This window comes from Solirubrobacter soli DSM 22325 (genome assembly GCF_000423665.1).
Taxonomy (GTDB): Bacteria; Actinomycetota; Thermoleophilia; order Solirubrobacterales; family Solirubrobacteraceae; genus Solirubrobacter; species Solirubrobacter soli.
In genome coordinates, this window is sequence record NZ_KE384071.1 from 424,436 (window position 1) to 437,548 (window position 13,113).

The window sequence follows — 13,113 nt, forward strand, 5'->3', positions numbered from 1 at the left end:
CCCTACCCCAGGCTCAGCCTCGCCTTGGCGTAATACGACACTTGGGTGTCGGGATCGAGGTCCTCCCACTTGGCGCCCTGGGCGTGGGCGAGCTCCTCGGCGGCCTCGACGCGGCCGCGAAAGCGCTCGGCCGACGCGCGCAGCGCCAGCTCCGGATCGACCTTGAGCTTGCGCGCGACGTTGACCGCCGCGAACAGCACGTCCCCCACCTCGTGGAAGCGCTGCTCGCGGGTCTGCGCCTCCTCGAGCTCGGTCAGCTCGTCGCTCACGTGGTCATACGGCACGTGGTCGAAGTCAAAGCCCGTCGACGCCGCGCGCCGCTGTGTCTTGAGCGCGTACAGCGGCCCCGGCAGGTTCTCCGGCACGTCGCCGAAGATCCCCGGCTCGCGCCCGTCCTCTGACTTCTTGATCTGGTCCCAGTTCCGGAGGACCTCGGACGTTCCCTCGACCTCGACCTCGCCGAAGATGTGCGGATGCCGCCGCACGAGCTTGGCGTGCACATGCTCGGCCACCTCGGCCAACGACCCGTGCCCCCGCTCCTCCAGCAGCAGCGACAGGAAGTGCACCTGGAACAACACGTCCCCGAGCTCGTCGAGCAGCTTCGCGTCGTCACCGTCGTGCGCGGCCTGCGCCAGCTCGTACGCCTCACCGACCGTGTGCGGCACGATCGAGCGCTCGTCCTGCTCCCGGTCCCACGGACACTCGCGCCGCAGCTTGCGGATCAGCTCGTCCAGACGCGCCACCGCGTCGCCAGAGGTGCTCATCGCCCCCAGGCTACTTAAACGCGAAGCGCCGCCCTGGGGCGGCGCTTCGACGAAACGTCTGAGGTGAAGGCTTACTTACCCGTGGTCGGGGCCGGTGTCGCGTCGGTGGCCGGGGCCTGCTGCGACGGGTCGGTCGGGACCTGCTGCGTCGGGTCCGTGGCCGGGGCCGTCGGGGTGGGCGTGGCCTTCGGGCCGTTCTTGCAGTCCGTGGTCTTGTAGCCCTCGGAGCACTCGGTCTTGTCCTTCCAGCGCTTCGTGAAGTCCTTCACGAAGGTGTCCAGCGCCTTCTGCTGGTTCTGGGACTGGAGGGTCTGCTTGATCGTCTCCTTGGCCTCCGCGAGCGTCTGCTGGCTGGCGGCGGTGATGTCGGTGACGGTGAAGACGTAGTAGCCGTACTGGGTCTTGATCGGGCCCTTGAGCTCGTTCTTGTCCGCGGAGAAGACGGCGTCGTCGAGCTCCTTGTCCAGCGTGCCCTTGGCCTGGGCGGGCAGCTTGCCGCCGGCGGCCTTGGAGGTGTCGTCGATCGAGTACTTCTTGGCGACCTTGGACCAGGAGTCGCCGCCCTTGAGCGCGGCGTACGCCTTGTCGGCCTCGGCCTTGTTCTTGGTCAGGACGACCCGGAGGTCACGCTTCTCCGGCTGGGCGAAGCGGGCCTTGTTCTTGTTGTAGAAGTCCTCGATCGCCTTGTCGGAGACCGTGTCCTTGCCCTTGACGACCTTGTCGCGGATCTTGTTCGACAGGAGGTCGAGCTTGACGCGCTGGAGGATGTCGGCCTCGGTCTGGCCGGACGTCTGGAGGAACTTCTTGTAGTCGGCGTCCTTCGGGAAGCTCTGCTTCTTCTGCTCGTCGAAGGACTTCTTGACCTCGGCGTCCGTGACCTTGACCTTCATGGTGTCCGCCTCGCCCTGGATCCACTTGAAGGAGATCAGGAGCTGGAGGACCTGGTTGCGGAGCTGCTCGTACTCCTGCTTGCACTGGGTCTTGAGCTGCGTGTCGGTCACCTTCGGCTGGCCCTTGGCGGGCGCCGGGGTGGCCTTGCGCTTGGCCGCAACGCACTTGGCGTAGTCGGATTCAGGGTCCGGAACAGCGGCGTTGGCCTGGCCCGAGGACTTGGCGGCGACCGTCAGCCAATGGCTGAAGTCGGTCTTCTCGATGGATTCACCGTCCACCGTCGCCACAGAGTTGCCGGGTACGCCGCCACAGGCGGCGAAGGTTGCCCCGACGCCAGTGACGGCGGCGAGGCTGAGTGCGATGCGAGCAGCCTTGATCATGTAGTGCCTGAGAAGGGGGACGTGGACGTACAGGGCCGGGGCTAATTGGCCCGGTGCAAACGAAATAGACCTTCTCCCGGCTGCGCATGGTAGCGGCGGGTTCCGCGTAACCGCCGCTTTTTGACTCGACTTTTAGGCAGCGTCCTGGACGGATAGCAGAGCATCCGCCGCCCTGACCACCGCTGGGAACCGCTGGATCGGGTCGTCGGGAACCCGCAATGAAAGCTGGGAGCGCCCCGCTTCGTAGTTCGCGCCGGGCAGGATCTCGCGCAGCCGGCGGGCCGTCGCGGCGTCGAGATCGATCGGCGTGACCGCCAGCCGGCCGCCCTTGAAGGAGACCGCCGTGGCGCCCGCGCGGCCGAGCTTGATCCGCGCCTGCTGCAGCGTGATGAGGTTCTCGAGCGGGTCGGGGATCTCGCCGAACCGGTCCTCGAGCTCGTTGCGCAGCTCCATCAGCTCCGAGTTCTCGCGCGACCCGGCGATCCGGCGATGCACGTCGACCTTCGCCTGCTCGTACGGGATGTAGTCCGCGGGCACGTACGCGTCGACGTTGATGTCCAGGCGCACCGGCTCGGGATGCTCCGCACCCTCCTCGTCCGGGTCCGCCGCACGCACGGCCTCGTCGAGCATCTGCATGTAGAGCTCGAAGCCGAGCGCCGCGACGTGGCCGGACTGCTCGTCGCCGAGCAGGTTGCCCGCGCCGCGCAGCTCGAGGTCGCGCATCGCGACCTTGAAGCCCGCGCCCAGCTCGGTGTAGTCGCTCAGAGCCGACAGACGGTCCGCCGCCTCGGGCGTCAGCGCCGCCGCGCTCGGATACAGCAGGTACGCATAGGCCCGCTCGCGTGAGCGGCCCACGCGGCCGCGGATCTGGTAGAGCTGGCTGAGCCCGAAGAGATCCGCGCGGTCGACGATCAGCGTGTTCGCCTGCGGGATGTCGATCCCGGACTCGATGATCGACGTCGAGACCAGCACGTCGGCCTCGCCGCGCAGGAACGCCAGCATGCGATCTTCGAGCGTCTTCTCGTCCATCTGGCCGTGGGCGACGGTGAACTTGAGATCCGGGCAGAGCGAGCGCAGCCGCTCGGCGGTCTCGTCGATGTCGTCGACCCGGTTGTGCAGGAAGAACGCCTGCCCGCCGCGCGAGGTCTCGCGGAGCAGCGCCTGCTTGACCAGCTGCTCGTCGTACTCGCCGACGTAGGTCTTGACCGGCCGCCGGCCCTCGGGCGGGGTCTCGATCACGCTGATGTCGCGCAGCCCCGCGAGCGACATCTGCAGCGTGCGCGGGATCGGCGTCGCGCTCATCGAGATGACGTCGACCTTGAGCTTGAGCTGGCGCATCAGCTCCTTCTGCTTGACGCCGAAGCGCTGCTCCTCGTCGACGATCAGCAGCCCGAGGTCCTTGGCCCGGACGTCGCGGGACAGCAGGCGGTGCGTGCCGATGAGGATGTCGACCTTGCCCTCGGTGAAGCGCTTCACCGCCTCGCGCTGGTCGGCGGTGGAGCGGAAGCGCGAGACGTGCTCGATCACGAACGGCTGGTCGCGCAGGCGCTCGACGAACGTGCCGTAGTGCTGCTGGGCGAGGATCGTCGTCGGCACGAGCATCAGGACCTGCTTGCCGTCCGACGCCGACTTGACCGCCGCGCGCAGCGCGACCTCGGTCTTGCCGTAGCCGACGTCGCCGCAGATCAGGCGGTCCATCGGGCGCTCGGACTCCATGTCGGCGATCACGTTGTCGATCGCGTCGCGCTGGTCGGGCGTCTCGCGGTACGGGAACGCCTCTTCGATGTCGCGCAGCTCCTCGGAGAACTCCGGGAACGCGTGGCCGCGGCGGCGCTTGCGCTCGGCGTAGAGGTTGAGCAGCTCGCCCGCCAGCTCCTGCGCCGCGCGGCGGGCGCGCGCCTTGACCTTGTCCCAGCGCGTGCCGCCGAGCTTGGAGAGCGTCGGCGCGCCGCCGTCGGCGCCCAGGTAGCGGGAGATCTTCGCCAGCTGGTCGACCGGCATGAAGACCTTGTCGTCGCCCTGGAACTCGAGGTTCAGGTAGTCGCGGGTGACGCCGGCGACGGTCTTGGTGTCAAAGCCGGCGAAGCGGGCGATGCCGTGGTCCTCGTGGACGATGAAGTCGCCGGTGCGCAGGTCGGTGAAGGACCGGAGCAGGCCGCGGCCCTTGCGGGTCGGCCGCGTGGAGGCCTTCTTGCGGTGGATCAGCCGGTGCTCGGGGAACGCCGCGAGCTTCAGGCCGGGCGCCACGAACCCGTCGCGCAGGTTCGCCTCGGTGAACACGAGGCCGCGGGTGGCGCCGTTCAGGGACGCCTTGATGCGGTCGAGGTTGTACGCCGCGCGCTCGGCGGCGCCCAGCTGCGGCCAGGCGACGACGGTCGTGTAATCGGAGCGGACGAGCTTCTCCAGCTCGGACTCCGCCTCGCGCAGGTTGCGGGCCGCGAAGTCCGCCGCCTGGGCGCGGATCTCGATCGGCTGATCCTGGGAGATGCTGCTCAGCCGCGCCTCGGCACGGACTCCGAGCGCCTCGTTGATCTTCTTCGGGTTGACGTAGAGATGGCGCGCGTCCTGGTCGTCGAACGCCGTGCAGACGTCCTCCCAGTGGTCGCGCAGCGTCGGCTCGACGTCCTCCTCGGCCGCGACGATGATCTGCGTCCGCTCAGGGATCAGGTCCAGCAGGGCGTGGAAGTGCTCGACCGGCAGCAGCTCGGCGATGTCCGGGCGGTCCTCGTCGGTCGCGGCGATCTCGGCCAGCTCGCGATGCTCGGGCGCCAGCTCGGCCGCGGGCGAGATCTCGACGCACTCGGTCTCCCCCAGGCTGCGCTGGGTGAACGTGGAGAACCAGCGCAGCGCCTCGATCTCGATGTCGAAGAGGTCGACGCGCACGGCGCGGTCCTCGGTCGCCGGGTAGACGTCGAGCAGGCCGCCGCGGATCGCGAACTGGCCGCGGTCGTCGACCTGGTCGACGCGTTGGTAGCCCGCCGCGACGAGGTCGTTGGCAGTCTCGTCGAGGTCGAGCAGGTCGCCGACCTTCAGGACGAACCCGTGCGGGCGCAGCTTCGGGTCCGGGACCTTCTCCGAGAGCGCGGTGGCGGAGACGACCACGACCGGCTGCTCGGAGCCCTCGGGCGTGTCGGTGAGGGCGTCGAGCGCGGCGACGCGCAGGCCGACGAGGTGCGGCGGTGGGGTCAGGTGCGACTCGTAGGTGACGCCGCGGCTCGGGTAGTACCGGACCGAGCGCGGCGCCAGCCACGCGCGCAGATCGGCGGCGAGGTCGCGCGCGGCGCGGTCGTCACCCACGACGACCAATGCGGGACGCTTCGCGTCCTGGTCGGCGAGCGCGGCGACGACGAACGGGCGCAACGAGAGGCTGACGAAGGCGGAACCGCCCTCGTTGGCCAGGCGGACGGCCTGCGGATCGTGGTCAAGGTGGTTCAGAAAAGCTCGGAGCAACCCTTTTACTCTAGGACGGGTACATTTCTAGTCGTGTTGACCAAAACAGTCTTCGAGATCCTCGGCGAGCCCGTCACGTGGGCCGAGCTCGCCGGCTTCGTCACCGGCATCGCCTGCGTCGCCCTGGCGGTCGCGCAGCGGATCGAGACCTTCCCGATCGGAATCGCCAACAACGTGTTCTTCATCGTCCTGTTCGCCGACGCGCGGCTGTACGCCGACATGGCGCTGCAGGCGGTGTACATCGTGCTCGGGTTCATGGGCTGGTGGGTGTGGTGGAAACGCACCCACCAGCCGCTGCGGGTGACGCGCGCGTCGGTCGGCCTGCTCGTGGGGACCGGCGTGGCCGTGATCGCGGCGACACTGATCCTCGTGCCGATCCTGCGCGAGGCGCACGGCGCGGCGCCCGGCTGGGACGCGGCGACGACGTCGATGTCGCTGGGCGCGCAACTACTGCTGAACCTCAAGCGCCTCGAGACCTGGGTCGTGTGGATCGCGGTCGACGTGATCTACGTGCCGCTGTACTTCTCCCGCGACCTGAACCTGACCGCGGTCGTGTACATCGTGTTCCTCGCACTCTGCGTCCAGGGATGGCGGCAATGGCGCATCGTCACGGTCTAGTCCTCGGGAAGTTCCTGCCGCCGCACGCGGGCCATCACGAGCTCGTCGAGTTCGCCCTGTCGCGGTGCTCGCGCGTGACCGTGCTCGTGCTCGGGGCGTCGTCGGAGCGGATTCCGCTGGCGCTGCGGCGCGACTGGATGCGCTCGCGGCATCCGGGGGCGCGGGTCGTCGCGGGGTGGGACGAGATCCCGGTCGACTTCGATGATCCGTTGATCCACGACGCGCACATCGAGCTGATGGAGCGACTGCTCAACGAGCCGATCGACGCGGTCTTCACGGGCGAGGCGTACGGCGACCTGCTGGCTTCGCGGTGGGGTGTCGAGCACGTGCGGCTGCAGCGCGGGGGCGAGATCTCGGGGACCGCGGTGCGGGCGGATCCGGCGGCGTGGTGGTCGTCGCTGGATCCGGACGTGCGGGCGTACTTCGTGCGGCGCGTGGTGATCACGGGGGCCGAGTCGACGGGGACGACGACGTTGGCGCGGGCGCTGGCCGAGCGGCTGGGGACGCTGTGGGTGCGGGAGGTCGGGCGCGAGGTGAGCGAGGCGCGCGGGCTGCCGTACCGCTGGCGCCACGCCGATTTCGAGATGATCGCCCGCCGCCAGCAGCTCGACGAGGACCGGGCCGCGCGGGCGTCCGGTCCCGTGCTGGTCTGCGACACCGACGCGTTGGCGACGTGCATCTGGCAGGAGCGCTACATGGGGCGCTCGACAGGCGCGGTCGAGCGGATCGCGGCGTCGCGGTCGTATGCGCTCTCGGTGCTGACGAGCGACGACATCCCCTGGGAGCAGGACGGGTGGCGCGACGGCGAGCACCTGCGTGGGTGGATGACTCAGCGCTTCCGCGAGCGCCTCCGCGGACCCTGGATCGAGGTCCGCGGAAGCGTCGCGGAGCGGGTGGATCAGGTGCTCACGGCGCTGTCGTCGACAGCGTGAAGGTGAGCGTCTTGGCGTAGGTTCCGGTGCGCAGCGCGTCGGTGGGGCCGATCGCCTGCGTGAACGTCACCGGGACGTAGTCGCCGATCATGCGGCCGGTGCCGTTGGTCGTGCGGTCGGCCGTGTCGTCGTGGAGCGACGAACTTCCCGTCCTTGGCCTGCTGGACGTCGACCTCGACGAAGTCCACGCCGAACGCGAACGCGTACTCGTAGGACTGCAGCGTGTTCTCGGGGGCGTAGGTGATCGGGAGGGGTCGTCTGGGCGCTCGCCGGCGCGGCGTGGAACGCGGCGTCTCATCTTCATGCCCGCATCCCTTCACGGGCGCGGCGATCTCAAGTGAGTTTCTTGCGCGCCAGGATGTTCAGCCGCACGTAGTTCGCGTGGGTGCCGTGCTCGAGCACCGCGTCCACGAACGGCTCGCGGTCCGCTTCCGGGAGGCGCTCGAGGTGCGAGCCGAGGATCACGGTCGTGAAGTACTCCTTCGGGTGCGGCGGCTCGACCAGCCAGGGCTGCAGCCACGTCCAGATGTCGGTGAAGCCCGCGTTGCTCAGCCGGCGCGTGGTCTCCTCGGGGGTCGCGAAGTTCCACGGGCCGGGCCAGCCGCGGAGCGCGGGATGGTCGACGGCGTCGATCGCCTCCTGGACGTTGGCGACGTTGCCGAAGCCGCCGCATTGGGCGCTGATCCGGCCGCCGGGGCGCAGCGCGTCGTGCATGCGGGCGAACAGCGCGTCGTGGTCCTTGATCCAGTGGAAGGTGGCGGTGCTGAGGATCGCGTCGACGGGCTCGTCGAGCTGGAGTTCCACCAGGTCGGCGGTGAACGCGTCGATCCCGCGGGCGCGGGTCTGCTCGACCATCGCGGCGCTGCCGTCGACGGCGATCACGGTGCCGTTCGGGACGCGCTCCTTGAGGAGCTCGGTGACGCGGCCGGTGCCGCAGCCGGCGTCGAGCACCCGCTCGTCCCCGCGAAGGCCGAGCCGGTCGAGAACGTCGCGGCCCATCGTGAGCTGCGGGTTCGACATGCGGTCGTACGAGCTGGCATCCCATTCACGAGGCGGCATACGCGTGTACGTTATCGCATACGGTCGCTTCCCAGGCGGACGATCACGTCGGGCGCGCCGGGATCGGCGGGCTCGGTCTCGTGGGTCGTGTAGCCCGTGCGGAGCGTCTGCGCGATCGGGTTGGCGATCGTCGTCCGCCGGACGCTGTCGATCGTGGTCCTGTGCCGGTTCGTCCTGGGTGAGCGATCGACCAGGAACGTCGCCTTCATGTCGCCGAGCGCCGCACGCAGCTCGTCACGGGTCGCCGCGGCAAGGCCCTCGGTCTGCGTCTCGTTGATCAGCAGGATCCGCGGCGGATCGGCGAGCCGAGTGGCCGTGAACGCGTCGCCGGGCCGGAGCCCGCCGAACTCCTCCCGCACGACATTTGCGCTCACGGGCAGTCGTGTGCGGGTTCCCTGGATGCCGAACTCGACCTGGCCCCAGCTGTCCGGCACGAGCCCGGTGACCCAGCCGCTGTCCAGCTCGAACGCGCGGCCGGCGAGGATCTCGTCGAGCGTGAAGCAGAGACCCGCCGTCGGCTTTTCGGTGACGAGGCAGACCCCGGGGCCGCGATCTCGGACGGCCCCGCAGCGTGTCGAGCGGTCGAGCACGCGGTCCGTCGGCACGAGCAGCACGTCGCCGACCCGGCGCGCGGCGTCGCGCCCGTAGTTCCCGATCGGGAGCCACCCCAATGCGCCCCCGGGCAGCGCGTCGGACCTGCGCGGCTCGCGGCGGAGCACGGCGAACTCCCGCAGGATGGCGTCCGGCGTGCCGTGCGCGGTGACCGTCATCGGCCCGCGACAGTCCGCGGGCGCCGCAGGCGCGGGCAAGCTCGTCCCGCGCGTCGCCGGCGTCTCCGGGGCCGGCGCGGGCCGGACGACGAGCGTGAGCACCGCGGCCAGGGCGGCCAGCGCGACGAGGACCGCGCCGCCGCGCGCCAGGCCGACCCGGCCCGCGCCGCGGCGAGCGCCCGCCCTCGGCCGACCTCGCCCCGCGGCGCCGACGCCGCGCGCGCCCAGCACGCGGCGCCACCCCGCGCTCACGCCACGCGCCGCCGCGGTCCGGCGGCGGGCGGCGGCGAGCAGCTCCCGCTCGAGGTCGTCGACGAAGTCGTTCATTGGCCCTCCAGTCGTGAGCGCAGGCCGGCGAGGCCGCGGGAGACGCGCTTGCGGACGACGGACTCCGACGTGCGGGCGCGGGTCGCGATCTCCGCGTAGTCCTGCTCCTCGAGGACGCGGGCGAGGACGGCGTCGCGCTGGTCGGGCGGGAGCGCCGCGAGGCCCTCGTGCAGCAGCCGGGCGGAGGCGTCGGCGGTGGCCAGCGCCTCGACCCGCTCGAGCCCCTCGTCGGTGAGGGTGATCGGATCCATGCCGAGCCGGCGGCGGGCGCGGTCCTCGACCGCGCCGCGCCGGGCCGCCTCGGCGAGCTGGCGGCGCGCGATCCCGTACAGCCACGCGATCGCCGGTCCCTTCTCCGGGCGGTGGCGGTGCGCGCCGCTCAACGCAGCAGCGAACGTCTCGGCGGTCAGGTCGGCGGCGAGCTCCGCGTCGCGGGTGCGGCGCGCGAAGTAGGCGAGCAGCACCGTCACGTGGCGGCGGTAGAAGACCGCGAAGGCCTCGGGCTCCGCGCGCGTGGCGGCGAGCAGGTCGTCGTCGGAGCGTTCGTCCATCTGCTCCGTACTTAGGGACCTGGCTCGTTGTTGTGACTCAGCTGAGCTCGAAGCGCAGCGTCGCGGGCTGCGGGCCGGCCTCGGACACGGTCAACTGGCCGTGCGCGTTGCGGTAGGCGCCGGTCCCGCCGGTGATCGCCTGGATGAACGGCGACGTCTCCTCCTGCGCGTCGGTGACGAGGCCGGTGGCGACGATGTCACCGGCCGGGAGGTGCGTGACGTTGTCGCACTGGGCGACGTCCGCGCGGACCCGGACGCAGACGACGTGGCTGGAGCCGATCTTCTGAGCGCCCTTGAAGACGTCCATCGAGATGATCTGCTGGTCGCCGACGCCCGGGCCCGGCGTGCCGAGGTCGATCATCGTCGGCGGGGCGATGACCTTGCCTGTGACCTCGAAGGCCTTGCCGTTCTCGTGGGCGGACGCGCCCGCGGCGGTGAGGGCGAGGGCGACGATCGGGATGGGGAGGAGTCGAGTGATCTTCATGGCGCCGGAGGCTCCCCGGCCGGCGCTCAGCCGACCTCAGGGGCGCCCCCGAGACTTTCCCCGAGAGCACGCGGGAGCTGCGAGCGCGAGCTGATGTCGAGCTTGCGGTACGTGCTCGTCAGGTGGACCTCGATCGTCTTCTCGGTCAGGAACAGCGCCTGCGCGATCTCGCGGTTCGTCATCCCGTCGCCCGCCATCCTCGCCACGCGGCTCTCGCTGGCGGTCAGGCGGCTGCGGCTCTCGATCGGGTCGCGTCGCGGCCGCGCCCCGGCGGCGACGAGCTCGTCATGCGCCCGCGCCGCGACCGCCGTCGCGCCGCACTCCGCGGCGACCGCGACGGCCTCCCGCAACGGCTCCCGCGCGTCGGCGCGCTTGCCGCCGCGGCGCACCGCGGCGCCGAGCTCGAGGAGGGAGAGCGCGAGCTCGAGCCGCGCGGGCGAGGGCCGCAGCACCGCGACCGACTCCGCGAGGAGCGCCGCGGCGCCCCGCGCCGCCTCGCCGCCCACGGGCGCCGCGCGCCCGCCCTTCGCGGCCGCCAGGCCCGCGGCGCGCAGCGCCATGCCCAGCGGCCGCGGGTCGCCGAAGCGCCGGGCGCGGGCGACGTCCTCCTCGGCCAGCGCGAGCGCCTCGTCGACGCGGTCGAGCGTCGTGAGCAGGCGGACGGCGTCGGAGCGCCAGGTCGAGTGGGCGGGTGTGCGGATGCCCCAGGCGGCCTCCAGCTCGCGGCTCGCGAGCAGCTCCGCCAGCGCCTCCTCGTGGCGACCGGTCGCGGCGCGGACACGGGCGCGGACCTGGCGGGTGCCGACGGAGGCGCGGCCGGACATCGGGTCCTGCTCGAGGCCGAGGTCGTGCCAGAGGCGCTCGGCGCCCTCGACGTCGTCCTGCACGAGCCGGATCTCGACCAGCGCGAGCGCCGCGGGGCGGATCATGAAGCTCGGGTGGGCGGCGGCGTTCTCGGCGTCGGCCTCCGCCTCGGCGAGGTTCCCGCGCCGCCACCACGCGCCCGCCCGCAGGTGCGAGCCCTGCACGAAGGAGAGGAACGAGCCGTGCTCGCGGGCCCAGTCGATCACGCGCGTGAACCCCTGCGTCGCCTCGACGAGCGCGCCGCTGAACAGGAGCGCGAGCGGCGCGCTGTAGACCGCCGGGCTTCCCGGGCCGGGATCGTCGAGCAGGCCGAGCGTGCGTTGGCCGAGCTCGCGCGCCCGCGCCGCGTCGCCCGTCATCGCCTCCCGGTAGGCGAGGCCGGAGACGAACAGCCGCTCGCCGGGCGTGCGCGGGTCGTCGACCTCGGCGCCGAACCGGAAGCCCGCCTCGCGCGCGAGCGCGGCGGCCTCGCGGTTCCCCTGCGAGGCGGCGGCCCGCGTCGCCTGCAGCAGCAGCCCGAGCTCCCGCTGCTCGTCGGACAGCGCGTCGATGGCGGCCGAGAGCGCCGCGACCGCCTCCACCGGCCGGCCGGCGAGCTGCAACGCCGCGCCGAGCTCGGCCGCGACGGCGGGATCGTCGGCCGCCGCCGCGAGGTGCTCGGCGGCCGCGTCGTACTGCGCCGACTGCAGCTCGACCGCACCGAGCTCGCGCTTGACCGCGCGCTCGTCCTCGGGCGCCGGCGGCTCGAGCAGCGCACGCCGGAGGTGGCTCAGCGCGACCTCGGTCGCCCCGCGCCGCCGAGCGCTGGCGGCGGCCTCGCGCAGCACCCGCACGGCCTCCGGATCGCCCGCGGGATCGCCCTCGTGGCGATGGATCGCGACCCGCTCCGCGTCCGCTCCCGCAGCGGTGAGCAGCTGCGCCGCCCGCGCATGCCCGCGCGCCCGGTCGCCGGCGGACAGCTCCGCGTACACCGACTCGCGCACGAGGGGATGGACGAACGAGAGCCGCCGCCCGCCGCGCTGCTCGGGCCCGCCGGCCGAGGCTGCGGCGGCGCCCGCCGGGGCCGCGTCGTCGCGCGACGTCACGATCGCGGCGTCCTCCAGCGCGTCGGCGGCGCGGCTCGCCTCGTCGGGCTCGAGCTCGGCGAGCGCGGCTGCCAGGGCGGGTTCGGCGCCGTCGCCGAGGATCACGACGGCGCGCGCGAGCGCGGTCGCCGCCGGGGGCAGCCGGCGCAGCCGCGCCAGCGCCGAGCGCGACACCGTCCGCGAGGTCTGCCGCTCGACCAAACCCGCGTTGGCGGCCGTCGGGGCGACCGTGGCCAGCTCGCGGAGGAGCTCGCCGAGGAGGAACGGGTTGCCGCCGGTGACCCGCGCGCAGGCGGCGGTGAACGCGTCGTCCGGGGGGCCGAGCGTGTCGGCGATCGCGCGGGCGACGGCGTCGACGCTGAGCCCGCGCGGCTCGAGCACCTCGATCGACGGGTTGTGGGCGAGGTTGTCGAGCACCGGCTGTCCCTCGCCCGCCTCGGCCGGGCGGGCCGCGGCGATGAGGCTCACGGCGAGACCGTCGAGCCGCTGCGCGAGGTACGCAAGCCAGCGCAACGACGCCAGATCGGCCCAGTGGATGTCGTCCACCAGCACCAGCAGCGGACGCTCGGCCGCGAGGTTCGCGACGAGCCAGTAGAGGCCGTGGAGCGCCGAGCCCGCGTCCTGCTCACCGCCGACGCCCTCGAGGACCGGTCGCGCGAGGGCCGCCGCGCCCGCGAACACGCCCTCGTGCGCCGCCGGTTCAAGCAGCTGGCGCACGACCGCGAACGGGAAGTCGCGTTCGAGCTCGGACCCCCGCGCGCTGAGCACTCCGTGCCCGCCCGCCAGCTCACGCGCCGCGGCCAGCAGCCGCGTCTTGCCGATCCCCGGCGGCCCTTCGATCAGCAGCCCCGCCCCGCCGTCCGCCAGCACGCGCCGGATGGCCGAGATCTCCGCGTCGCGCTCCTGCACGGCCGAACTCTATGGGGATGCGGTTCGGG

10 protein-coding genes and 1 pseudogene are annotated in these 13,113 nt (G+C 72.1%); 2 read left to right on the forward strand and 9 right to left on the reverse strand.

All coding sequences use genetic code 11. The annotated features are described in order from the left end of the window. Positions 1 to 2: 2 nt before the first annotated feature. The 3 genes from mazG to mfd all read right to left on the reverse strand — a co-directional run bounded on the left by mazG (position 3) and on the right by mfd (position 5,485). The gene (mazG, locus tag G569_RS0137815) at positions 3 to 764 is read right to left on the reverse strand and encodes a nucleoside triphosphate pyrophosphohydrolase (protein WP_028067245.1); all 762 of its coding nucleotides are present in this window, start codon (positions 762 to 764) and stop codon (positions 3 to 5) included. A 71-nt stretch (positions 765 to 835) separates the two neighbouring features. Continuing rightward, entirely contained in the window at positions 836 to 1,933 is a 1,098-nt protein-coding gene (locus G569_RS0137820; RefSeq protein ID WP_169542337.1) for a peptidyl-prolyl cis-trans isomerase, read from the reverse strand. A gap of 234 nt (positions 1,934 to 2,167) precedes the next feature. Then, positions 2,168 to 5,485 carry a transcription-repair coupling factor gene (gene mfd / locus G569_RS0137825; RefSeq protein WP_053227610.1) on the reverse strand — a complete coding sequence of 1,106 codons (3,318 nt, stop codon included), beginning with the start codon at positions 5,483 to 5,485 and terminating at the stop codon, positions 2,168 to 2,170. 33 nt (positions 5,486 to 5,518) lie between these two features. Here mfd and pnuC point away from each other — a divergent pair, with 33 nt between their 5' ends. Continuing rightward, positions 5,519 to 6,103 carry a nicotinamide riboside transporter PnuC gene (gene pnuC, locus G569_RS0137830; RefSeq protein WP_053227611.1) on the forward strand — a complete coding sequence of 195 codons (585 nt, stop codon included), beginning with the start codon at positions 5,519 to 5,521 and terminating at the stop codon, positions 6,101 to 6,103. Next, on the forward strand, positions 6,082 to 7,035 hold the full coding sequence (locus G569_RS55065; RefSeq protein WP_053227612.1) for an AAA family ATPase: 954 nt from the start codon (positions 6,082 to 6,084) through the stop codon (positions 7,033 to 7,035). The genes pnuC and G569_RS55065 overlap by 22 nt, the downstream gene beginning before the upstream one ends. 149 nt (positions 7,036 to 7,184) lie before the next feature. Here G569_RS55065 and G569_RS66600 read toward each other — a convergent pair. The 6 genes and pseudogenes from G569_RS66600 to G569_RS0137865 all read right to left on the reverse strand — a co-directional run. Next, positions 7,185 to 7,355 (reverse strand): annotated as a pseudogene (locus G569_RS66600) (glycerophosphodiester phosphodiesterase family protein); the annotation flags it as partial. 13 nt (positions 7,356 to 7,368) lie between these two features. Beyond that, positions 7,369 to 8,094 carry a class I SAM-dependent methyltransferase gene (locus G569_RS0137845; protein ID WP_028067249.1) on the reverse strand — a complete coding sequence of 242 codons (726 nt, stop codon included), beginning with the start codon at positions 8,092 to 8,094 and terminating at the stop codon, positions 7,369 to 7,371. 11 nt (positions 8,095 to 8,105) lie between these two features. Further along, positions 8,106 to 9,191, reverse strand: a complete 1,086-nt coding sequence (locus G569_RS55070) for a hypothetical protein (protein ID WP_028067250.1) — start codon at positions 9,189 to 9,191, stop codon at positions 8,106 to 8,108. Further along, positions 9,188 to 9,742: an RNA polymerase sigma factor gene (locus G569_RS59915; protein WP_053227613.1), complete on the reverse strand. Its 555-nt coding sequence runs from the start codon at positions 9,740 to 9,742 to the stop codon at positions 9,188 to 9,190. The genes G569_RS55070 and G569_RS59915 overlap by 4 nt, the downstream gene beginning before the upstream one ends. Positions 9,743 to 9,779: 37 nt before the next feature. Next, on the reverse strand, positions 9,780 to 10,226 hold the full coding sequence (locus G569_RS0137860; protein ID WP_028067252.1) for an allene oxide cyclase barrel-like domain-containing protein: 447 nt from the start codon (positions 10,224 to 10,226) through the stop codon (positions 9,780 to 9,782). A 26-nt stretch (positions 10,227 to 10,252) separates the two neighbouring features. Then, positions 10,253 to 13,084, reverse strand: coding sequence for a helix-turn-helix transcriptional regulator (locus G569_RS0137865; RefSeq protein WP_028067253.1), 2,832 nt, complete (start codon positions 13,082 to 13,084; stop codon positions 10,253 to 10,255). Between the last annotated feature and the right edge of the window lie 29 nt (positions 13,085 to 13,113).